Below are 20,931 nucleotides of genomic sequence, written 5' to 3'. Positions count from 1 at the left end.
TTTATTGATTACTTTAAAAAGATAGAATGTTACGGTACGACCGTTTTTTTTGCAACTGCTTCCTGCGCCATCAACGGATTTCCCCACAAAAACGGCCTTTCACGTGCAGTTGAAACGTGATTTCAAGAGGCTCCCATTTACTGAAATCAGCATGCAACCTTCAAAACCCAAGACGATTTACGCCGGGGTTCTTTCAGATACCCATTTACACTCGCCCACTCCGGATTTTCTGCGACAGATTCGCACCTGTTTTCACTTCTGTGATGTCATTATTCATGCCGGTGACCTCACCGAACCCGGTATTCTCGAGGCTTTTACACCAAAGACCATTCATGCTGTCCATGGTAACATGTGTGCCCCCTCTGTTCGTAATCGTCTCCCGCCACACCATCTCTTCACGCTTGGCCGCTTTGTCATCGGCCTTGCCCACGGTGCCCACCTCGGCTTTGACATTGAAACCTCTTTATGGAACCTTTTCCCTGAAGCCGACTGCATTATCTACGGTCACACCCATGCACCCGTCTGTCATCGCCACGGTCCGACCCTTTTTCTTAACCCAGGCACCTTTCAGGCAACCGGTCGGTATGGTGCACCAGGTACCTATGCTATACTAGAGGCGGGAGACCAACTCTCCGCCCGTATCCTGGAGGTTCCACACATACCGTGAAAACTCTGTGGACCCCCTGGAGAATGGAGCATGTTCTTGGTAACGTGCCGGCTGTTGACGGCTGTCTTTTTGAACCTCTGGGAACAGCCCCACAGGATCAAGCCCACCTGCTCCTTTACCGCGACAACCTGACTGTTGTCCTCCTCAATCGGTATCCCTATGCCAACGGGCACCTGCTCGTCGCTCCACGCAGACACCTCGCCGATCTTACAGAGCTCTCGACTGAAGAAAACAGCAGCCTCATGGCCATGCTGGCAACATGCTGCACCATACTCCGTCGGCATCTTCACCCCCACGGCATCAATATCGGTCTCAACCTTGGAAAGGCAGCTGGTGCCGGTATCAGCGAGCATCTGCACTTTCACCTTGTGCCGCGCTGGCAGGGCGACCATAACTTCATGACTGTCTGTGCCGACATCAGAACCATCCCCCAGCATCTTGAAAACACCTTTACCATGCTCGCTCCTGATTTCTCCAACCTGCTTACCCCGCCAGCTCCATGAATACCTCGCATAAAATCACCCCGATGCTCCGACAGTACCTTGAAATCAAGGAACAGTATCCTGATACTATCTTATTTTACCGTATGGGAGATTTTTATGAGATGTTCTTTGAAGATGCGGAGATCGCTGCTCAGGTACTGAGTATCACCTTAACCTCGCGGAGTGCAAAAGATGAAGAGAACAGAATCCCCATGTGCGGGGTACCTTTCCATGCGGTAACCGGCTATCTCGGCAGGATGATCAAGGCTGGCTACCGTGTCGCGATTTGTGAACAGGTCGAAGATCCGAAAACAGCCAAAGGTATTGTAAAACGAGAGGTTGTGCGCGTTGTCAGTCCCGGGGTAACCACTGATGATCAACTCCTTGACGCCAAAGTCGACTGCTATGTCAGTGCCCTGACCATCAATCGCCGATCAACAAAAAACTGGATCGCCGGGCTTGCTTTTATAGATGTTTCCACAGGCCATTTCTACGTCAGTGAAGTCATCTTCTCACCCCAACACCTGAGTCCGCTCATTGACGCCTTTACCCGTCTGCAACCCGCAGAACTGGTGCTCTCCCATACAGAGATGGAACGGTCCTCTGACCTCACCGCACAGTTGACCACCCATCTTGGCAAACTGTGTCTGACAGAACGTCCGGATTTCCATTTTGATCTGCAAACCGCCTATACCACTCTGACCGAACACTTTGGCACCACTAACCTGGCAGGATTTGATTGTGAATCGCTGACCACTGCAATCGCTTCCGCCGGAGCGCTTATTGTGTATCTTCGTGACACTCAAAAATCCGACTTAACGCATATTAAGCGGATCAGCCCACTGACAGACAGTGAGTATATGATCATTGACGATGCTTCCCGGCGAAACCTGGAGTTAACCGAGACGCTCATCGGCGGACATCGTGACGGCTCACTTCTTGCCATCCTCGATCAAACAAAAACTCCCATGGGGGCTCGATTGCTACGCAACTGGCTTCTCTTCCCCCTCCAACAGCATGAGCAGATCGAGGGCCGTCTGACAGCTGTTCAAGAACTTATCCATCTCAAAAAAACCAGATCATCCCTGCGCACCCTGTTTGCAGCTATCCATGACCTTGAACGTCTGTGCAGCCGGCTCGTTCTCGGGCATGGCAATGCCCGTGACATGAACGCTATAAAGGTATCACTTGCACAACTACCGGATCTGCGCGCCCTCCTGACTGCCTGTTCCGCACCCTTACTGCACGAAATATACACTGAGCTGGACCCTTTAACTGACCTGCACCAGCTTGTTGATACGGCAATTCACGAGGATGCCCCTGTCAGTCTACGTGAAGGAAACCTTATTCGTGAAGGATACAACGCTGAACTCGACCACCTGCTGGTTTTACTTCGTGACGGGAAAAATCTCATACTGGCGCTTGAAAACAGTGAGCGGGAGCGATCAGGACTGGCAAAATTAAAGGTCGGATACAATAAAGTTTTCGGCTATTATTTCGAGCTCAGTCGCAGTCAGTCCGCATCAATCCCGGATTACTTTATCCGTAAACAGACTCTGGTCAATGCAGAACGCTTCATCACCCCTGAACTGAAGGAGCTTGAGCAATCCATTCTCACCGCACAGGAACGTCGTTTAGAACTGGAATATTCGTTGTTTCTTGACCTTCGCGACCAACTTGCCCGCCACAGTCGGCGCCTGCTGGACACAGCCAACCTGATTGCCAGGCTCGATGTTCTTGCATCTTTTGCCGAAACAGCAACCGAATACCGGTATTGTCGACCGACCATCAACAATGAAGAGTCTATCACCATTATCGAAGGCAGACATCCTGTCATTGAAAAAAGCATGGAACCCGGTCGTTTTGTTCCCAATGATGTACAACTTGATCAGAAAACACATGGGCTGCTGATCATTACCGGCCCTAATATGGCAGGCAAATCAACCGTCCTGCGTCAGAGTGCCCTGATTGTGCTGATGGCACATCTTGGCAGCTTTGTCCCTGCCGAATCAGCCTCAATATGCCTCGTTGATCGGATCTTCACACGGGTAGGGGCTATGGATGATCTACGTCGGGGCCAGTCAACCTTCATGGTTGAGATGAATGAAACGGCCAATATTCTCAACAATGCCACGAAAAACAGCCTGGTTATTCTGGATGAAATAGGACGTGGTACCTCGACCTACGACGGTTTGGCAATTGCCTGGGCTGTGTCGGAAGAATTAGCACAAAAGGATGGCGTCGGCATCAAGACCCTCTTTGCCACCCATTACCATGAGCTCATCGACCTGGCCGCAACGAACACCAACATTCAGAATTATTCTATAGCTGTTCAGGAATGGAATGATTCAATCGTGTTTCTGCACAAGATGGTTCAAGGGGCCACCAGTCGCAGTTACGGCATCCAGGTGGCATCCCTGGCCGGGGTTCCGGAACACGTCATTGCCCGCGCTCACCAAATTCTGAAAAATATTGAACAGGCGGAATTCACCCGCCATGGCCACCAGCAGTCTGTATCCCGCCGCCAAAAGGGAAAGGAACAGCCTCATCAGTTACCTCTCTTTACCCCTCCACAACATCCGGCTCTTACCCTGCTTGCCGCTGCCCGTCCGGATGACCTATCACCTAAGCAGGCACTTGATATACTCTACCAGGCCAAGGCCCTGCTTGAAGAGCATCCTGACTGACTGCAGCCCTCTTTCTGTTGAGTCCTTTAGTCGGGGATCTTCTCGTCCGTCACCTTAAACACGAACAGCAGTATATAATTTTTTGAATTTTACCGGTAAAGATTCAATTTATTTTACTTTGTTACCTAAATTCGTTATATTGTGTGAAAATATGTGAATTTTACGGCAGAATCTTTGTTTTTTTGTTTTATTTCAAGTAGTTAATTAAACCATGGCTACCGGCATGACTTTTCACACCGTATCACACCTCCAACATACCCGCTGGAAAAGTCGATGGGTTGTGCTGATGGCGATTGTAATGCTTAGCTGCGCTGTCTCATCAGTGCTTGCAAGCAGCCCTTATATCGCACGACCTGAGCAGCAGTCATCCGAACAGACCTATGTAGCTGCAAAAGCGTACCTGCTGCAACTCGAACGTGATCACACCCTCGGCAACAACCGGGCCAACTGGCTCACAGGTGTCCGCACGTTCCGTCAAATTCATTTCACAGAAAAAAAAGGCGCGTTGGGACCTTCCAGTCTCTACATGAGTGCCAAAACCTATCAGCAAATGTTTGAACGGTTTAAACAACCTCAAGATATAAAAAATGCCCAAAATACGTTCCTTGAGCTTGCCGATCTGTATCCAAACCACTCTCTCGCCGATGATGCCCTGTTTGCAGCTGCTCAATGCGCACAGCAACAACCGGGACAACAACAGCTGGCAAGTGAGCTCTATCAAAAAGTTGTTTCTCTGTACCCCACAGGTGATCAAGCTGCCAAGGCCCAGGCCATTTTGACAACCCCGGCATCCAAGAGTACAAATGCCTCACCCTCACCGGAGAGCAGCATAGATCAAGCACAGGCACCCAGGCTATCCTCACTTTCTCCTGCAAAGTACTGGTCCTCGCCGGATTATTGCCGCGTCGTTCTTCAAGCACCAAAACCGCTCCCCTTCACAAGCGGTACCATCACCTCAACAACAGACGACAACCGTCTCATCTCTTTTGATATTGAAAAAAGCCATACTACAGGCAATCACCTCCATTCGCTGCCGGTCTCCCAGGGGCTATTAAAGCGCATTGTCTCTCGACCGCTTACTGAAGACACCGTGCGTGTCAATGTTGAAGTGGAGTCCCTTGCTGAGTATTCAATTTTCAGTCTGAACGATCCATTCAGGATCGTTGTTGACGTCCGGGGTGCTCAGGCTGTCACTCCTCCCAATCAGAACAGCACCTTTTTGCCTGCTAAGGCCAGCAACAGCTCTCAGCAGCCAAAGTTAGCCGTCAATACCCGCATAAACACCGGCGCCTTAACAATAGAACTCAGTGATCAGAAAAAACGCCTACCTGCCTACACGACACCAGCAATGGCGAAGAGTGACAAGCGTGGAGCACTCTCGCTGGCGCAGCAATTGGGGTTGGGAATTCGCAAGATTACCATTGACCCTGGTCATGGCGGAAAAGATCCCGGGGCCATGGCCTTTGGATTAAAAGAAAAAGACATCGTGCTGCGTATTTCACAAAAAGTTGCAGCCCTATTACAAACAAACTCCCGCTATGAGGTCGTCCTAACGCGGAACCGCGATGTTTTTGTTCCCCTTGAAGAGCGAACAGCCATGGCTAATACCAACAAGAGCGATCTCTTCTTATCAATCCATCTGAACGCCCACTCTGAAAAACGAAAAAACGGCGTTGAAACCTATTTTCTTAATCTGGCCACAGATGCGGCCGCCATGCGGGTAGCGGCTCTTGAGAACGCGACATCCACTCACAATATTGGCGAGTTACAAGATATCCTCACCATGCTGATGGAGAACTCTAAAATTGACGAATCCACCCGGTTAGCTCGCTTCGTTCACAACAATTTACTCAAAGGCTATGGCAACCAGTATAAACCGCATGATCTCGGCATCAAACAAGCTCCGTTCTATGTTCTCCTTGGCGCTCAAATGCCGGCGGTGTTAGTCGAACTGGCCTTTATCACAAACCCGGAGGAAGCAAAACTTCTCCAATCCGAGGAACACCTTAACAAGATTGCAGAGCTGCTTGCAGCCGGCGTAGCCGCCTATGTCGATCACCATTACTCAGCCGCATTAAAGTATTGACTCTGCAATGTTCGCCTCTCTCGAGTATCAACATGCCTGCCATAAGTGTGTTTCTTCAACTGCACGGATTGACTGTTTTTAAAAATCAGTCTAAAAAAACGATCAAAAAGATACTCTCGCGGTCGCAGCGGGATTGATCAAATAACTGCGGTTCACGCCCGATTTTTTCCTGATTCTCTCTGTGCCCAAGACCTGATGTGGTGACAACATCTCCACTGCTACACAAGACGCCGGACAGCCATATCTTTACAGGCAGTAAGGGGCAGGTCATCCACGGGTCATTTTTATGGTCTACTACTCTTCATCCCCATCTCCGGATGAATCAGGTACGCCATAGTCTCCAGCACTCTGGCAAAGGTGAGAGGGGACGGACTGCACACGTCGTCGGCATCCAGAACATGCACTCTTCCGGCCTTCACAGCTTTTAATGTTGTATACCTCTCCCATTTCTTTTTTTCCTGTGCCCCGACCCCGCTTTCCGAACCCATGACTGCAATGATGATCACATCTGGTGCCAATGCCAGCACGTGTTCAGTGGAGAGTGATCCGAACCGCATCCCTTCGGCAATATTCTCCCCGCCACCAAACAGGATGTACTCATTGGTAAATGAATCCTTCATCGATGAGAAAAGCGGATCAGCACCGACCTGAAGAAACACTCTTTGCTTTGGCAATGTCTGCACCTGCGCGTGTATCTCATCAACCTGCTCCTGCGCGGTCCGCACTATTTCCTGGGCCTCTTTTTCACGGCCAAGCACTCTACCAAGGCCCACAAACTGATCACAGATCTCTGCGAATGAAGTTGTTTGAGGAAAATACTCTGTCCGCAAGCCAAGTTTATTGAACTGTTCCACGTACGACAGTGGCGTTAAATTGCTGACTAAGATCAGATCCGGCCGAAGCCTCACAATCTTTTCAATATTTATTTCCATGACCGACCCAACCTTTGCAATTTTCTGAGCAGCCGCTGGTCGATTACAGTAGGTCGTATTGCCGACAAGTTGTTCACCTAAACCAAGAAGAAACAGGTTTTCAGTGATAACCGGGCTCAAAGACACGACCCTATACGGAACTCCGTCAGGTTGCTCAGACGCCCAAATGAGTGTCGGTAAGAAGAGAAGCAGGAGAAGAGGTACCAGTGAGCATCGCTGAAGGTTGCGTTTAAAATCTATATATTTTTTCATAATTTCAGGCTCTTCACCTCATAACACCATGCTGCGTGCCGGTGAATATTCATACAGTACGTAGCTGATCCATGCTGCCCGATGATTCTATCAAAACCCGAACCGATCTTGGGCAACGTCACGGCCGCTCTTTAACGTGCAGTCAGTTTTATCAGTCCCAGGTAACTTACAGGGTCATCAAAATATCCATACATCTGCTCTTTTCCTCTTCAGGCGATGCAGGGGTTGATTCCAGGCACACTGTCCATATTCTTATCAAACTGAAACCTCGCCGGTCTTATGGAGAGGGGCGGCAAAAACAGAGGGCCTCATCAGAATCTCCCATACCCGCAGTGAGTCCGGAAACACAGACGCCTGCCCCGGAAGATGACGTTATTATCAGAGAATCAGAGAGTGGAGAAGATGTGGAATATCCCCTTTATCAGGAGTGAAAAGGCCGTTTTGCTGATGCAAAAGATTGCCGGATAAACGCTCTATACAACGAGCACCATCTATTCAACCCGGACGATACCATCGTGCTGTAGATGTTATCCGTTTGTAGAGGTGTGGCTCTTCCACAAATAAAAAAGCCGCCCCTAAAGGCGGCTTTTGTTAACTGATGCAACAATTTAATGCCGCACCATCTCTGCAGTGTGTATCCGTGCAAGCGCCCTTTGCAGTGCTGCTTCAGCACGGGTGCGATTAATTTTTTCAGCACTTTGCTGCACTTGCAGGAGTCGTTTTTCAGCACGTTCCTTTGCTCGCAAAGCGCGTTCAACATCTATATGCTCACCAAACTCAGCACTTTCAACCAGAAACGTTACCTGGTTATTGGAGACCTCGGTAAAACCGCCACTCACCATTAAGAACTTCGTTATCCGGTCCACCTTATATGTCAGTGTCCCGGTTTTAACAGTACTCAGGAAGGGAGCATGATTTGCAAGCACACCGAATTCTCCGTGCACACCGGGAGCTGTGACAATATCGACAGCTTCACTGACTACGGCTCCATTGGGGGTGACAACTTCCAAATGTATTTGTGCCATTAGATTTACCTCACTTCAAAAAGAAGAGATCAGGAAGTTGCCTTCTGAGCAGCAGCCTTATCGATCGCCTCTTCGATGTTCCCCACCATATAAAAAGCGGCTTCAGGTAAATCATCATGTTTACCTTCAAGGATCTCCTTAAATCCACGCACAGTATCTTCAACTTTGCAGTATTTACCCGGGAAGCCGGTGAACACCTCTGCTACGTGGAATGGTTGTGACAGAAATCGCTGCACTTTCCGGGCACGTGCAACAGTGAGCTGATCTTCTTCAGCCAACTCGTCCATTCCCAAAATAGCGATGATATCCTGCAACTCCTTATACTTCTGCAGAGCAACCTGTACACCGCGAGCTGTTGCATAGTGCTCTTCACCAACGACATTCGGATCCAAGATGCGAGACGTCGAGTCAAGAGGATCAACAGCCGGATAGATTCCCAGTTCTGCAATCTGCCGGGAAAGAACAACAGTACCGTCAAGGTGAGCAAAGGTAGTAGCAGGGGCAGGGTCGGTCAAGTCATCTGCAGGCACATAAACACATTGCACCGCGGTAATCGATCCCTTGTCCGTGGATGTAATGCGCTCTTGCAACGCGCCAAGGTCTGTTGCAAGTGTCGGCTGATAGCCAACCGCGGAAGGAATGCGGCCAAGTAGCGCAGATACTTCGGATCCAGCCTGTGTAAAGCGGAAGATGTTGTCAACGAAAAACAGAACATCCTGCCCCTCTTCATCCCGGAAATATTCAGCCGCGGTCAGTCCTGTCAAAGCTACACGTGAACGGGCACCCGGCGGTTCCGTCATCTGTCCATAAACAAGGGCTGCTTTAGGAAGAACGCCTGACTCTTTCATTTCATGGTAAAGGTCATTTCCCTCTCGAGTCCGCTCGCCCACTCCACAAAAAACAGAAATTCCACCATGCTGCATGGCAATGTTGTTTACCATTTCCATCATGATAACTGTCTTGCCGCAACCAGCACCGCCGAATAATCCCATTTTGCCACCGCGAGGGAATGGGACGAGAAGATCAATGACCTTAATACCGGTCTCCAGCACGTTCACCTCGGTATCCTGTTCGGTAAAGGTTGGCGCCGGGCGGTGGATTGGTAAATTCTTCTCAGAAACGATAGGCCCAAGGCCGTCAACAGGTCTGCCGACAACGTTCATGATCCGCCCAAGAGCCGGCTGACCAACGGGTATGGTGATCGGTCCACCGCTATCGTTAGCCGGCATACCACGAACCAGACCGTCGGTTTGGTCCATGGCAACTGTGCGAACCACATTGTCACCGAGGTGCTGGGCAACTTCGCATACCAGGTTATCGGCCTCATCGCTGATTGCCGGGTTACTGATAAACAGTGCATTCATGATGTCGGGCAGATTACCGGATTCAAACTCCACATCGACGACCGGCCCGATGACCTGTATAATTTTTCCTACTCGTGCTTCACCCATTTGAAATGGCCTCCTGTAAACTGGTCCAATATCTCTAAATCAAAATTATCCCTTGAGTGCTTCGGCGCCGCCGACGATGTCCATCAACTCACTGGTAACTGCAGCCTGACGTGCTTTATTGTACAACATTGTAAGTTGTTTGATCATGTCCTTACAGGCATTTGTCGCATTGTCCATCGCTGTCATTCGCGCCGCATGTTCACTGGCACCAACCTCGAGCATGGCGTGGTACAGCTGCACATTGAGAAAGAGCGGCTGCAGCACTTCCATGATTTCATCAGGATCAGGCTCATACGTGTACGACCCCTTGAGCTCCTTTTTTTCCTGCTCTCCATCATGCCCTGCATCTACAATCGGTTGAATTGGCAACAACTCTCTCCGCTCGGGTCTTTGTATGGCTACGGAATAAAAACGACCATAGACAATATCGACCTGGTCACTCTCACCATTTATAAAGTTTTCAATTAAATTTTGAGAGATTTCTCGGGCATTGAACATCTGGAACGTGCTCATAATATCGTTATACTGCGCCCGCAACTTGCCACTTCTTTTAAAAACCTGAGAGGCCTTTTTTCCAACAGTTACAAAACTAACAGTTTTGCCTTCGCCTTCATATTGTTTCCGCAGTTTTTCCGCTGCCTTAATGATGTTCGCGTTAAAACTGCCGCATAAACCACGATCTGATGTGACGACAACGATTTCGACCTTTCTGACATCACGTTTTTCCATCAGCGGCAAATCGGTACTCTCCATGCCACTTGAAAGATCACTCATTGCCTTTGCGAATTTCGAGGCATACGGCCGAAAACGCTCCATTTTTTCTTGAGCACCACGCAGTTTCGCCGAGGCAACCATATTCATGGCCTTAGTAATCTGTGCGGTTTTCTTAACCCCGTTGATTTTATCTTTAACATCCTTTAATCCAGGCATAAGAGTGCACCTTCACGCTCAGTTCAGGCCCTTTGTCGCCTTGAAGGTCTCGCCAAAGGTCGCCAGTGTCTTATTCATCTTTTCCTCGAGTTCGGAAGAAATCTGCTCTTTTTCATGCAACTCGCTGAAGATGGATGGTTCGTTTGTCTCGATGTAGCTGTACAGTTCCCGCTCATAATCGGCGAGGGTATCAATAGGAAATTTATCCAGAAAACCCTTGGTGCCGGCAAAGATGATGGCGATCTGTTTCTCCATGGGAAGCGGTTGATATTGCGGCTGCTTTAAAATTTCAACCAATCGTTCACCACGTGTCAATTGCGCCTGGGTCGCTGCATCAAGGTCTGAGCCAAACCCTGCAAAAGCCGCCAGTTCACGGTATTGGGCCAGATCAAGCCGCAGAGTACCAGCGACCTGTTTCATAGCCTTGACCTGTGCCGCGCCGCCGACACGGGAAACAGAGAGTCCCACGTTGATAGCCGGTCGGACACCGGCAAAAAAGAGACTCGGCTCCAGGTACACCTGACCGTCGGTAATTGAGATAACGTTCGTCGGGATAAACGCTGACACGTCTCCGGCCTGTGTTTCGATGATCGGTAACGCGGTCAATGACCCAGCTCCCAGCTCGTCATTCAATTTTGCCGCACGCTCCAGCAAACGAGAGTGGTTGAAGAAAATATCACCGGGATAGGCCTCACGTCCGGGAGGACGTCGCAGAAGCAGTGAAAGTTCACGGTAGGAAACAGCCTGCTTGGAAAGGTCATCATAGATGATAAGTGCGTGTTTTCCATTATCTCTATAATACTCTCCCATTGCACAACCGGCAAACGCTGAGATGTACTGCATCGGTGCCGGATCAGAGGCACAGGCTGCAACAACCGTGGTGTAGTCCATGGCCCCGTGTTTACGAAGCGACTCAACCACAAGGGCCACCGTCGATTTTTTCTGACCGATCGCTACATAGATGCAGTGTACATCAGTATCCTTTTGCGCGATGATGGCATCAACACAGAGAGCGGTTTTGCCAATCTGACGGTCACCAATGATCAGTTCACGCTGACCGCGGCCGACCGGCGTCATGGCATCAACAGCTTTTGCACCAGTGTAACATGGCTCATGCACGCTCTGGCGATCAATAACTCCCGGGGCAAGCACCTCAATTCTTCGGAACTCCTGGGCGTTGACTGGTCCCTTTCCATCTATGGGCTGACCAATACCATCAACAACCCGGCCTTCCATCTCCGGTCCAACGGGAACCATCGCGATATTACCGGTTCGTTTGACGATGTCCCCTTCCTTGATGTCTCGCACGTCTCCCAGGACTGCACAACCGACGTTATCTTCTTCAAGGTTCAAGGCAAGTCCGAAAATACCACCCGGAAACTCCAGCAGTTCCATTGCCTGACAATTTTCCACACCATAGACACGGGCAATACCGTCACCAACAGACAGGACTGTACCGGTTTCCTTCAGGTCAATATCCGCTTTATAACCAGCAATCTGATCCTTAATAATCTGGCTGATTTCTTCTGCTTTGATCTGCATTGATTACTCTCTCCCCTTAATAGATTCCTTTAATCCATGAAGCTGTGTCTTTATACTCCCGTCCAGCACCAGGTCACCGACCTTGGCTACAATCCCACCGATAATGGACGAATCAATTTTGGTTTCCAATGTGACCGTAGTACCAGTAATCTTTTCTAAAGTCGCTTGAATTTTGGCCAACACCGCAGTGTCAAGCTCTACAGCGGAAACAACCGTACCATGGCTGATATTCTGATCTTTATCGACCATATTCTGCATGGCCAGCGCGATATCCGGAAGAATAACCGACCGTTTTTTCTCAACAAGCAGGTCAAGAAATCTGGTCATAATCGCGTCAGCCTGAACCGATTCTGCAATCTTTGCCATCACCTTTTGCCGGACATCCAACGGGTACAGTGGATTTGCCACAGCATCAGCCACTGCAATGGAATCATCTGCATAGAGGGCAGCGATAGCATGGAGAGTTTCGGCATAATGCTCAGTTGTTCCCGTCTCTTTCCCCAACAAAAAGAGCGCCTTGGCATATCGTCGAGCTAAAATTGTATTTCTCACTGTACCGCACCCACTCTTTCAAGATACTGTTCAGTTATCGTCGCCTGATCCTCTGCGGTCAGATTTTTAACGATCAACTCTTCAGCCATAGCAGCAGCCTGTTCGGCAATTTCTTCTCGCAGAAGTCGCTTGGCGTCCTCAAGCTCTGCCTGTACCGCCGCCTCTGCCTGGCGCTTGATATCTTCCGCCGCCTTTTCAGCATCAGCCAGAATTCGCTCCTTCTCCACCTCAGCCTGGGCAATGGCACGCTCAACAATGCGCTCCATTTCCTTTTCCATGCCGGCCAGCTTTGCTTCAAATTCGACAAAGGAACGTTCTGCCTCGTCCCGCCGCACGGTCAAGTCATCCAGCTCTTCGCGAATACGGTCCTGCCGTCCCCTCAGCCCGTTAACTATGGGCTTGGCACCAAACTTCACCAGAATCACAACCAGCGCTAAAAAGTTGACAGTTCGCCAGAACAGATCTTTTAATTTTTCAGCAGACAGCATACTGTCATGGCCATCCCCATGACCTGTACCCTCTGCAGACAATGTATCTTCAACAACCGGGGGAGTCACCGTAACCGGTGACACTTCCTGTCCATCAGCCACGACTTCCTGCTGCACAGCCGGCTCAGGAGCATCAGCGGCCATCACAGACACCGCAGGCATCACCCCTATGAAAATCGACAGCAGAATCGACTGCAGCAAACTGATAAGAGATTTCATGCGTCTACGCTCCTTCCCAATATCTTTCCTGCCATTGCCTGGGCAAATGCCGCGGTATCTTCCCGGAGCTCTTTTCTTGCTGCTTCGACCTGCGTCCTCATAGCTGCAAGTTCCTGTGCCTTTAAGCTGTCGGACTCACTCCGAATAGCCGCCAACTTTTCAGCACCGATCGCCTGTGCCTGTGCCCGTGCGCCATCAAGAGCTTTCTTGGCCTTACCACTGGCCTCCCGCATCTTGTTATCAAGTTCCAGTTGACGCTGTCGGGCATCCTGCTCAAACTTCACGACCTCATCATTCAAGGAACTGATTTTACGAGCTCGCTTTTCAAGGATTCCCAACACTGGTTTGTAGAGAATAGCATTGAGCACGAACATCAAAACTATCATGTTGATTATGTGCATCAATAAGGTTACATCGACCGAAATCATACCAACTCCCTCTTTTCCCGTAAGATATGTCAACGACCCGCCAACATGAGTGAATGGCGATTCATCTCCCGCAACGGATAACTACTGAAAAATGCACCAGCTGTCAAATCTTTTTAAGTATTATTTATATGATCTGTCAGTTGTGCTTGTTGTTCATACCTGTCGCCCGGCTTGACAATACTGATCAGACGGCAGTGCTTCGCCCGGCAGATTGATGCCTCCACAGACAACCCGTCAAAATAGCCGACATACGGTAATTTGCAAACACTATTTCCAGAATCAGCACTCCATCACAGACTATGTGCATCAACCATCAGCGTGCCCTGAGCCATTCCACGAGGTTGTGCATGCCGGTCTGTGTTGACACCAGAGGCTGATATCCTAAAATTTTTTCCGCCCTTTGATGACTGAACCAATGTGATTGAGCAAGTTGATAGGCAAGAAAACGGGTCATACGTGGTTCATCACTTTTCCCAAGTGCAGAAAAAATACCCTCCAGAACCGCACCCGCTGCTACAGCCACTGCCAAGGGTACCCGCTTACGAACCACCGGCACATCCAGACGGGAAAACAGTTCGTTAATCCATGCCCAGAGGTGTACCGGACTCTCCTGACCGATAAAAAAGGCCTGCCCGGCTCCGGTTTTTGAGGTGCAGAGGTTATCCGCGGCCAGCAGGTGGGCATGAACCGCGTTATCAATATAGGTAATATCAACACGGTTCTCACCGGTGCCGATAATTTTTAATGCCTGTTCCCGTCCACGGGCAAGCAGACGGGGTATCAGATGATGGTCTCCAGGCCCCCATACGAGATGAGGCCTCAGAGCGATGGTCTGCATCTCCGGCCCATTGGCACGTAACACTGCCTGTTCCGCAAGGATTTTGGAAGCGGCATAATGGCAGAGGGGTCTGGTGGCATAAGGGGCAGATTCGTCAACACCCTGCAGATCATTTTGAGCAAAGACAACAGATGGTGTTGAAGTGTAGACCAACCGGGAAACCTGATTTTGGCGGCAGGCCTCAAGAACATTAGCAGTGCCTTCCAGGTTGATCGAAAAGTACTCACGTCGTTCGCCCCAGATACCTGCCTTCGCGGCCACATGGAACACCGTGTCGGCTCCTGCAAAGGCCTGTTCAAGAAAATCCTGATCACGAATATCGCCCTGAAGACAGACTATGTCCTTTTTGTCAAGATCAGGGTAGCGACTCCGTCCAACCACCCTCACCTCCACACCACGCATGGTCAAGGCATGGACCAGAGCCTTGCCGATAAAGCCGCCGCCACCGGTGACAACCGCCCTGCGCAATTCACCTTTACTCATGTTCCACCCGCTTTGCCGCCCAGCTCGCCAACTGTTCACGAAATATTTTGGCATTGTGACGAATATCAACAGGAAAACACCGATGGATCAAAAAGTGCTCAATATACTTTGTTTGAGGATAACCCAACGCCAACTCCCGCAACTCTGCAAATAACTGTTCCCGCCCTGTTGCCTTCCCGGTAACCTCAACAACTATAACAGGAACCTGTTGATCCGGCTTCCCTATGCCGACAAGTGCTGATCGACGCACCTGAGGGTGCCGGTTGAAAACAGCTTCACAAGGAATAGTGTCCAGGACACCGTGCACCGTCGTCACCCGGTGGGCCAGGCGACCACAAAACCACAGCCGCTGTTGCTCATCCAGGTATCCGACATCACCCATTCGATGCCAGAACCGTGTGCCATCCGCAATTTTGGCCAGCCTGGTGGCTGCTTCCTGGAAAGCGTAGGCCCTGGTGACAATCGGACCACGCACTACAATTTCGCCGACCGTATTGATGGGGACCTCCTGTACCTCGTGCCATGACGCTATCTGGCCGGTCATGACTTTTATGATACGAAGGTCGACCTCCGGCAAGGCCCGGCCGACACAGACACCTTTGCCGGCCCGAGTGCGCGGCCAGGTGTGGCTGACAATCTCACGTCCCTCGATGGAGGCCACAGGCAGGCTCTCGGTGGCGCCGTACGGGGTAAAGATCTGCCCATCTGCAGGCATGATCTTCTGCACCCGTGCCACCAGTTCGCCGGAAACCGGTGCACCGGCCATGAGAATCTTTTTGACCGGTAACACGATACTCCGGTCTGAACAGTATTGGCTGACCACATTCCAAATTGCGGGCGAGCCGAAGGAGTACGTCACCTGATGGGCCATCAGGGTCTGCACGAACTTCGCCGGATCAACATGCGCCGGTCTGCTTGGATCCATATCAGGAATCACGGCCTGTGCCCCGAGAGCAGTGGAAAATAAACCAAAAAGTGGAAACCCCGGTTGATCGATATCTCCCGTGCCAATACCGTAAAAATCACGGATCAATCGCAACTGGGCATGAAAAATACCGTGGGTGTACTCAACCCCCTTTGGCGGACCGGTCGATCCGGTGGTAAAGATAATGGCTGCCAGGTGATCCTTCTCAGCCTGATAGGCAATGACAGCCCTGTTTTGAGGGGTCAGCTGCAAAGCGGTGATGCCGGCTGTAAAAAGTGAACGCCCCACACTCAACCGCTTACGGACACCGGCAAAAGGACGGGGGAAAAGACGACTGAAGAGGATGGCCCGAGGAATACCGATCAGGATATCCGGCTGCACAGAACCGATACAACGCAAAAGATTCCGATAGCCCATACCCGGATCAATCAGGATGACCACAGCTCCCAGCTGAAAGAGGGCAAAGGTGAGGCAGAAAAAAGCCATGGACGGCCGCACCATCAATATGACCCGATCACCCTGACGTACTCCCTGCCCGGCAAGGGCTGCAGCAAATCCGTCACAGTTTCTGCTGAGCTCGGTGAAAGACCACTGTTGCCACCGCTTCTTCTCCAGCGCCACCAGGGCTGTTCTGTCACCAAGTCTGGCTGCCGTGTTTTTAAAGGCGCCGGCGATGTTAAAGTCCATCAGGTGCTCCACCGGTCACACGATGCAAAAAGGAGTTCAGCAGGGGCAGGATCGCCGGCAGGGCATCTTCCAGCACATAGTGGCCGGCATCTGCAAAATAATGCGCCTCAACCCGGGGTATTCGTCGACACCATTCCTGGTAAAAGGTGTCGTTAAAACAAAAATCCTGTCCACCCCAGCAGAGCAAAAAAGGACAGTGGTGCAGGTGTGGCAGCGAATCCTCCACAGCCAGCAGCGTTGGCCAGGAGGGGTGGTCTTTGTCCATGGGGATGTCCTGCACAAATCGTTGAATAGCTATCCGACTTGCCCAACTGTCATAGGGGGCAAGAAACCCCCGGGCCACTTTGCCGGGCATCCGTCGATTGACCGCCATAAATGTAGCGGCACGGGCAAATCCGTTAAGTCCGCGGACCAACAACGGTCCCAGCAGAGGCCATCTGCACAGTGCAATACGAAAAGGTAATCGGTTGGAAGGAAAAGCAGCTGTATTCAGAACAACAACACCGGCCACCCGTTCCGGATGTCGGCCTGCCCACCCCAGCCCGATAGCACCACCCCAGTCATGGACAACCAGAACACACCGCTTAACCGCCAGACTGTCGAGCAGCTGTTCAAGGTTACTGATATGATTTTCCAGTCGATAAGGATAGTCATGGGGCTTGGCCGAAAATCCACAGCCGATATGGTCCGGTGCAATACAACGATACCGATCCCTTAAAGCGTTGATCAGATTACGGTACAGATACGACCACGAAGGGTTGCCGTGCACCATGACCACCACCGGCCCGCTCCCCTCATCAACATAGGCCATGCGCTGTCCACTGATAGGAATGTATCTTGGCTGAAATGGATATTCAGCCAGATCGGCCGCCCTCATCACCATGCAACACCAAGCATGAGTGAGTTGATCCCTGAGCCGATACCCAAAATTGCGGCGCGTTGTCCCGGTACCAGAGCCTCCTGTTCTATGCCCATGGCCATGGTGATGGGTGCAGAAACCGAGCCGACATTACCAAGTATCGGCAGGGTCTCAAAATTTCTGGCAGGATCAAGCTGCAAGGTTTCAAACAGCAGTTGAGCATGTGCCCGGCCAACCTGATGACAGAAAAAACGATGCACAGTGTCTGTTCCCCATCCCATTGTCGTCTGGAAAGATTGCCAGCAGGCGGCCGCAGTTTCAATGCCTTTGGTCAGCAACTGTTCAGAGTCAGTGGACATCAGCGTCCCCTGCTCAGCATTTTGACCGCCCTGGCACAGATCGTTGTACGCAGTATGGGCCCGCCAGGCTCCGCCACACAGGTAATGCCCGGTATCCAGATAATCACGTCGGGTCATGATCAGCGCCACAGCCCCGGACCCTATGGTCAGAGATGCAAACAGAGGTTTTATGGACTTCCGGGTAAGCCCCTTTTCGGTCAAGAGAAGATGCAAGGTCGACCAGATAAGCTCTTCAGCCGTCTCACTTGCCACCACAAGCCCCGAACGTACCTGCCCCAGCTCCAGCATATTGGCCAGCATCACCATTCCGTCGAGGAATCCCAGACATGCGTTGGAAATATCAAAGAGCAGACATGAGGGCGGTAAACCAAGAGCACGGTGAACAAAAGAGGCTGTTGCCGGTTCCATCATGTCACGGCTGACAGAGGTGACCAGTAAGCATTCCATATCCTCAGGCGATATCCCGGCGCGTTCCATGGCCACGGTGCCGGCTGCGGCCGCTCCTTCGCTGGGACGGGTTCCGTCCGGCCACAGGCGACGGGCCCTGATGCCTGTCATCAGCTCCAATCGTCCCGCCGGCAGCTTCAGGCGTGCGTACAGTGGTTGCAACTGTTCCTCAATAGCTGCAGAAGTCAACTCTATGGGAGGAAGTTGATAGCCAAACGTATGGAGACAGACCTGGGAGTACTGCAGTTTCATCCGACGATTTCCTAAAACCACCTGTTGTCCGGTCAGAGGACCGGATCAAAAAAATTCACGCTTCCAATCCCGCCACCTTAACCGGACACATCAAAACGAGCCGCCCAGGTGACAAGCAATGCGGCCAGGGCCAAATCATCCATCACCCCAACCACCGGTATCCATTCGGGGATGATATCGTAAGGGGAAAGGATATAGAGCAGACCAAGGGCCAGGACACCCTTTACCCACACTGGTGCACGCGGGGAAAAAAACACCTCTTTAGTGTGCAGCAGCATATGTCCCAGGCGGGTAAGCACAGACCACAGGTGCATTCCTGCTCCCTCATGCCACGGTTTTTGACACTATCCCGGCATCAAAATAATTCAACCCCATGCCGGCATCAACCACTACACATTGACCGGTTATCCCTGAGGATCGCGGTGACAGCAGAAAAGCCGCCACATTGGCGGCCTCCTCAGTCTGCACCGCCTGTTTCCGCAGCGTCGCCTGTTCTGCAAAAAGATAACTGTCAATATATCCGGGAATACCTGCGGAGGACGAGGTCTTGAGCAGGCCCGGACAGACGGCATTAAAACGAACCTTGGAAAAAGCGGAAAAACTTTTGGCTAAAAAACACAGTGACGATTCCAGTGCAGCTTTAACAGGTGCCATATACCCGTAGTTTTCTGCTGCCATCCGGGTCGTCGAGATCGAAATGGTGACCAGTGAAGCCTGCTGGGCGAGCAGGTCCTTAAAATGATTGGCAATACTGATCAGAGAAAAACAGGAGATATCCACAGCCTGCAGAAAGTCGCCTTTCGGTGTCTGGTGAAAAGGCCGCATTCCCTCACTGTAATTGGCAAAGGCAACCGAATGGACAATACCGGCAAGGGGGGCATTGATTCGACGTGCAATGATATCGCGAACACGAATGATCTGCTCTTCTTCTTCCACGTTACAGCAGAAAACAGGGCAGTCCGGAAACAGCTTTAAAGCTGCCACCTCCTGTTGTTCACCACGCACCACATGGATAACCTCGGCCCCGAATTCAACCAGAACACGGCTGACGGCATAGGCCACTGATTTCTTGTTCGCCAGACCAAAGACCACTATTGTTTTACCTGCAAGCCCCAGAAAATCCACTTAACTCCCCTTACGTGTGCAGGCGAACTCCACCTGGACAGCTACTTTACCATCCACCCGGACAGCTCCCTTCATAAACCAGGCCGGCCCAACACGCTCGACCAGTGAGGCGGTGATCTCAAGCAGGTCACCGGGCCGGGCCTCTCGTTTGAACTTAGCCCCCAAGATCCTGGTCAGTACCGGCACTCCGCCGGTACGGTCCTGTTGATCATCATTATCTGCAGTGCCACGCATCATCTCACTGATCAGAAGAGCACCGGCCTGAAAGACCATCTCACACAGCAGGACTCCGGGCATCAGGGGATACCCCGGATAATGTCCCTGAAGCAACGGCAAATCATGGGGGATTATTTTTTCAGCACGGATACAATCACGATTGACGTCAAGTACCCTGTCCAGCCAGAGAAAAGGCGGCCGGTGCGGTATACGCTCAAGAATAAACGGATCAACCGGGGTCTTCATCAAAGCCCGCCCGTCACTTCAAGGACAGCACCGTTGATGTACGCAGCACGGTCTCCGGCTAAGAACAAAACCGCCTCAGCCACTTCATCCGGGGTACCGAACCGGTTGGCCGGCACCATCTTTTTATAGGTTTTGACCTGTTCATCCGGCAGATCAGCGATGAACTCGGTATGAATGAAGCCGGGTGAAACACAGTTGACGGTGATCTTTCGTTTTGCCACTTCCTTGGCCAGCGACTTCATCAGACCTATCTGCCCGGCCTTTGAAGCAGCGTAATTTGCCTGGCCGGCAAAACCAAGATAACTTATGGGGGAAGTGATGAAGATGATACGACCGTACCTCTGTTTGAGCATAAGCGGCAAGGACAGTTTGGACATATTGAAACTGCCGCTGAGATTGACATCGATAACGCGTCGCCAGTCCTCCTCCCTCATCATCGCCAGAACAGCATCCCGGCGGATACCGGCATTGTTGACAAGGATGTCCAGGGTGTCCTGTTCTTCTTCCAGTTTGATGAAATAGGCGGCAACAGCCTGATAGTCAGTGACGTCTAATTGAGAGAGCTGTAATCGTTCTCCATAGCGGGCATTGACAGCGGCCATGGTTTCGGCCGCCTGACGGTTGCCGGCATAAACACCGAACACGGTTGCACCACGGATCAGAAAGGCCTCGGCAATTGCACGGCCTATACCCCGGGTTGCACCGGTTACCACAATTTTTCTGCCTTCAAATGCAGACATCAGACTGGCCATG

20 protein-coding genes are annotated in these 20,931 nt (G+C 51.2%); 4 read left to right on the top strand and 16 right to left on the bottom strand.

Annotated elements, in window-relative coordinates:
- Positions 1-151 precede the first annotated feature (151 nt).
- The 4 genes from HP555_RS05725 to HP555_RS05710 all read left to right on the top strand — a co-directional run bounded on the left by HP555_RS05725 (position 152) and on the right by HP555_RS05710 (position 5,922).
- Positions 152-667 (top strand): metallophosphoesterase family protein, encoded by a 516-nt coding sequence (locus tag HP555_RS05725; RefSeq protein WP_199264218.1) that lies wholly within the window; start codon positions 152-154, stop codon positions 665-667.
- Positions 664-1,170, top strand: coding sequence for an HIT family protein (locus HP555_RS05720; protein ID WP_199264217.1), 507 nt, complete (start codon positions 664-666; stop codon positions 1,168-1,170). Before HP555_RS05725 ends, HP555_RS05720 begins: the two co-directional genes overlap by 4 nt.
- Positions 1,167-3,836: a DNA mismatch repair protein MutS gene (gene mutS / locus HP555_RS05715; protein ID WP_199264216.1), complete on the top strand. Its 2,670-nt coding sequence runs from the start codon at positions 1,167-1,169 to the stop codon at positions 3,834-3,836. Before HP555_RS05720 ends, mutS begins: the two co-directional genes overlap by 4 nt.
- Positions 3,837-4,122: 286 nt before the next feature.
- Complete coding sequence (locus HP555_RS05710; RefSeq protein ID WP_233249290.1) at positions 4,123-5,922, top strand: N-acetylmuramoyl-L-alanine amidase; 1,800 nt, start codon at positions 4,123-4,125, stop codon at positions 5,920-5,922.
- Between the two features lie 284 nt (positions 5,923-6,206).
- Here the strand turns inward: HP555_RS05710 and HP555_RS05705 are convergent, their stop codons facing one another.
- The 16 genes from HP555_RS05705 to fabG form a co-directional block, all read right to left on the bottom strand.
- Positions 6,207-7,106, bottom strand: a complete 900-nt coding sequence (locus HP555_RS05705; protein WP_199264214.1) for an ABC transporter substrate-binding protein — start codon at positions 7,104-7,106, stop codon at positions 6,207-6,209.
- 608 nt (positions 7,107-7,714) lie between these two features.
- Positions 7,715-8,131: a F0F1 ATP synthase subunit epsilon gene (locus tag HP555_RS05700; protein WP_199264213.1), complete on the bottom strand. Its 417-nt coding sequence runs from the start codon at positions 8,129-8,131 to the stop codon at positions 7,715-7,717.
- Between the two features lie 29 nt (positions 8,132-8,160).
- A complete protein-coding gene (gene atpD, locus HP555_RS05695) occupies positions 8,161-9,582 on the bottom strand; it encodes a F0F1 ATP synthase subunit beta (RefSeq protein ID WP_199264212.1) in 1,422 nt (473 codons plus the stop codon).
- A 45-nt stretch (positions 9,583-9,627) separates the two neighbouring features.
- Positions 9,628-10,512, bottom strand: coding sequence for an ATP synthase F1 subunit gamma (gene atpG, locus HP555_RS05690; protein WP_199264211.1), 885 nt, complete (start codon positions 10,510-10,512; stop codon positions 9,628-9,630).
- An 18-nt stretch (positions 10,513-10,530) separates the two neighbouring features.
- Complete coding sequence (gene atpA / locus HP555_RS05685; protein ID WP_199264210.1) at positions 10,531-12,054, bottom strand: F0F1 ATP synthase subunit alpha; 1,524 nt, start codon at positions 12,052-12,054, stop codon at positions 10,531-10,533.
- Between the two features lie 3 nt (positions 12,055-12,057).
- The gene (locus HP555_RS05680) at positions 12,058-12,606 is read right to left on the bottom strand and encodes a F0F1 ATP synthase subunit delta (RefSeq protein ID WP_199264209.1); all 549 of its coding nucleotides are present in this window, start codon (positions 12,604-12,606) and stop codon (positions 12,058-12,060) included.
- Positions 12,603-13,313: a F0F1 ATP synthase subunit B family protein gene (locus tag HP555_RS05675; protein WP_199264208.1), complete on the bottom strand. Its 711-nt coding sequence runs from the start codon at positions 13,311-13,313 to the stop codon at positions 12,603-12,605. The genes HP555_RS05680 and HP555_RS05675 overlap by 4 nt, the downstream gene beginning before the upstream one ends.
- A complete protein-coding gene (locus tag HP555_RS05670; RefSeq protein ID WP_199264207.1) occupies positions 13,310-13,741 on the bottom strand; it encodes an ATP synthase F0 subunit B in 432 nt (143 codons plus the stop codon). Before HP555_RS05670 ends, HP555_RS05675 begins: the two co-directional genes overlap by 4 nt.
- Before the next feature lie 313 nt (positions 13,742-14,054).
- The gene (locus tag HP555_RS05665) at positions 14,055-15,062 is read right to left on the bottom strand and encodes an NAD-dependent epimerase/dehydratase family protein (RefSeq protein ID WP_233249259.1); all 1,008 of its coding nucleotides are present in this window, start codon (positions 15,060-15,062) and stop codon (positions 14,055-14,057) included.
- Positions 15,055-16,674 carry a fatty acid CoA ligase family protein gene (locus tag HP555_RS05660; protein WP_233249258.1) on the bottom strand — a complete coding sequence of 540 codons (1,620 nt, stop codon included), beginning with the start codon at positions 16,672-16,674 and terminating at the stop codon, positions 15,055-15,057. Before HP555_RS05660 ends, HP555_RS05665 begins: the two co-directional genes overlap by 8 nt.
- Positions 16,664-17,485 carry an alpha/beta fold hydrolase gene (locus HP555_RS05655; protein WP_233249257.1) on the bottom strand — a complete coding sequence of 274 codons (822 nt, stop codon included), beginning with the start codon at positions 17,483-17,485 and terminating at the stop codon, positions 16,664-16,666. Before HP555_RS05655 ends, HP555_RS05660 begins: the two co-directional genes overlap by 11 nt.
- 65 nt (positions 17,486-17,550) lie before the next feature.
- Positions 17,551-18,591, bottom strand: coding sequence for a 3-oxoacyl-ACP synthase III (locus HP555_RS05650; RefSeq protein WP_199264206.1), 1,041 nt, complete (start codon positions 18,589-18,591; stop codon positions 17,551-17,553).
- A 77-nt stretch (positions 18,592-18,668) separates the two neighbouring features.
- The gene (locus HP555_RS05645; RefSeq protein ID WP_199264205.1) at positions 18,669-18,905 is read right to left on the bottom strand and encodes a YkvA family protein; all 237 of its coding nucleotides are present in this window, start codon (positions 18,903-18,905) and stop codon (positions 18,669-18,671) included.
- 10 nt (positions 18,906-18,915) lie between these two features.
- Positions 18,916-19,716: an enoyl-ACP reductase FabI gene (locus HP555_RS05640; RefSeq protein ID WP_199264204.1), complete on the bottom strand. Its 801-nt coding sequence runs from the start codon at positions 19,714-19,716 to the stop codon at positions 18,916-18,918.
- The gene (locus HP555_RS05635) at positions 19,717-20,178 is read right to left on the bottom strand and encodes a 3-hydroxyacyl-ACP dehydratase FabZ family protein (RefSeq protein WP_199264203.1); all 462 of its coding nucleotides are present in this window, start codon (positions 20,176-20,178) and stop codon (positions 19,717-19,719) included.
- The gene (gene fabG, locus HP555_RS05630) at positions 20,178-20,918 is read right to left on the bottom strand and encodes a 3-oxoacyl-ACP reductase FabG (RefSeq protein ID WP_199264202.1); all 741 of its coding nucleotides are present in this window, start codon (positions 20,916-20,918) and stop codon (positions 20,178-20,180) included. Before fabG ends, HP555_RS05635 begins: the two co-directional genes overlap by 1 nt.
- Positions 20,919-20,931 lie beyond the last annotated feature (13 nt).

The organism is Desulfobulbus oligotrophicus (assembly GCF_016446285.1).
GTDB lineage: Bacteria > Desulfobacterota > Desulfobulbia > Desulfobulbales > Desulfobulbaceae > Desulfobulbus > Desulfobulbus oligotrophicus.
This window is presented reverse-complemented; position numbering and strand designations above follow the sequence as displayed.

What these genes read in the sequence shown, in the direction of transcription:
- atpD (WP_199264212.1), bottom strand. Translation starts at nt 9,582, where the DNA reads ATGGGTGAAGCACGAGTAGGAAAAATTATACAGGTCATCGGGCCGGTC.
- HP555_RS05650 (WP_199264206.1), bottom strand. Translation starts at nt 18,591, where the DNA reads ATGAAACTGCAGTACTCCCAGGTCTGTCTCCATACGTTTGGCTATCAA.
- fabG (WP_199264202.1), bottom strand. Translation starts at nt 20,918, where the DNA reads ATGTCTGCATTTGAAGGCAGAAAAATTGTGGTAACCGGTGCAACCCGG.
- HP555_RS05675 (WP_199264208.1), bottom strand. Translation starts at nt 13,313, where the DNA reads ATGAAATCTCTTATCAGTTTGCTGCAGTCGATTCTGCTGTCGATTTTC.
- atpA (WP_199264210.1), bottom strand. Translation starts at nt 12,054, where the DNA reads ATGCAGATCAAAGCAGAAGAAATCAGCCAGATTATTAAGGATCAGATT.
- HP555_RS05725 (WP_199264218.1), top strand. Translation starts at nt 152, where the DNA reads ATGCAACCTTCAAAACCCAAGACGATTTACGCCGGGGTTCTTTCAGAT.
- HP555_RS05635 (WP_199264203.1), bottom strand. Translation starts at nt 20,178, where the DNA reads ATGAAGACCCCGGTTGATCCGTTTATTCTTGAGCGTATACCGCACCGG.
- HP555_RS05655 (WP_233249257.1), bottom strand. Translation starts at nt 17,485, where the DNA reads ATGGCCTATGTTGATGAGGGGAGCGGGCCGGTGGTGGTCATGGTGCAC.
- HP555_RS05705 (WP_199264214.1), bottom strand. Translation starts at nt 7,106, where the DNA reads ATGAAAAAATATATAGATTTTAAACGCAACCTTCAGCGATGCTCACTG.
- HP555_RS05665 (WP_233249259.1), bottom strand. Translation starts at nt 15,062, where the DNA reads ATGAGTAAAGGTGAATTGCGCAGGGCGGTTGTCACCGGTGGCGGCGGC.
- HP555_RS05645 (WP_199264205.1), bottom strand. Translation starts at nt 18,905, where the DNA reads ATGCACCTGTGGTCTGTGCTTACCCGCCTGGGACATATGCTGCTGCAC.
- mutS (WP_199264216.1), top strand. Translation starts at nt 1,167, where the DNA reads ATGAATACCTCGCATAAAATCACCCCGATGCTCCGACAGTACCTTGAA.
- HP555_RS05710 (WP_233249290.1), top strand. Translation starts at nt 4,123, where the DNA reads ATGGCGATTGTAATGCTTAGCTGCGCTGTCTCATCAGTGCTTGCAAGC.
- HP555_RS05660 (WP_233249258.1), bottom strand. Translation starts at nt 16,674, where the DNA reads ATGGACTTTAACATCGCCGGCGCCTTTAAAAACACGGCAGCCAGACTT.
- atpG (WP_199264211.1), bottom strand. Translation starts at nt 10,512, where the DNA reads ATGCCTGGATTAAAGGATGTTAAAGATAAAATCAACGGGGTTAAGAAA.
- HP555_RS05670 (WP_199264207.1), bottom strand. Translation starts at nt 13,741, where the DNA reads ATGATTTCGGTCGATGTAACCTTATTGATGCACATAATCAACATGATA.
- HP555_RS05700 (WP_199264213.1), bottom strand. Translation starts at nt 8,131, where the DNA reads ATGGCACAAATACATTTGGAAGTTGTCACCCCCAATGGAGCCGTAGTC.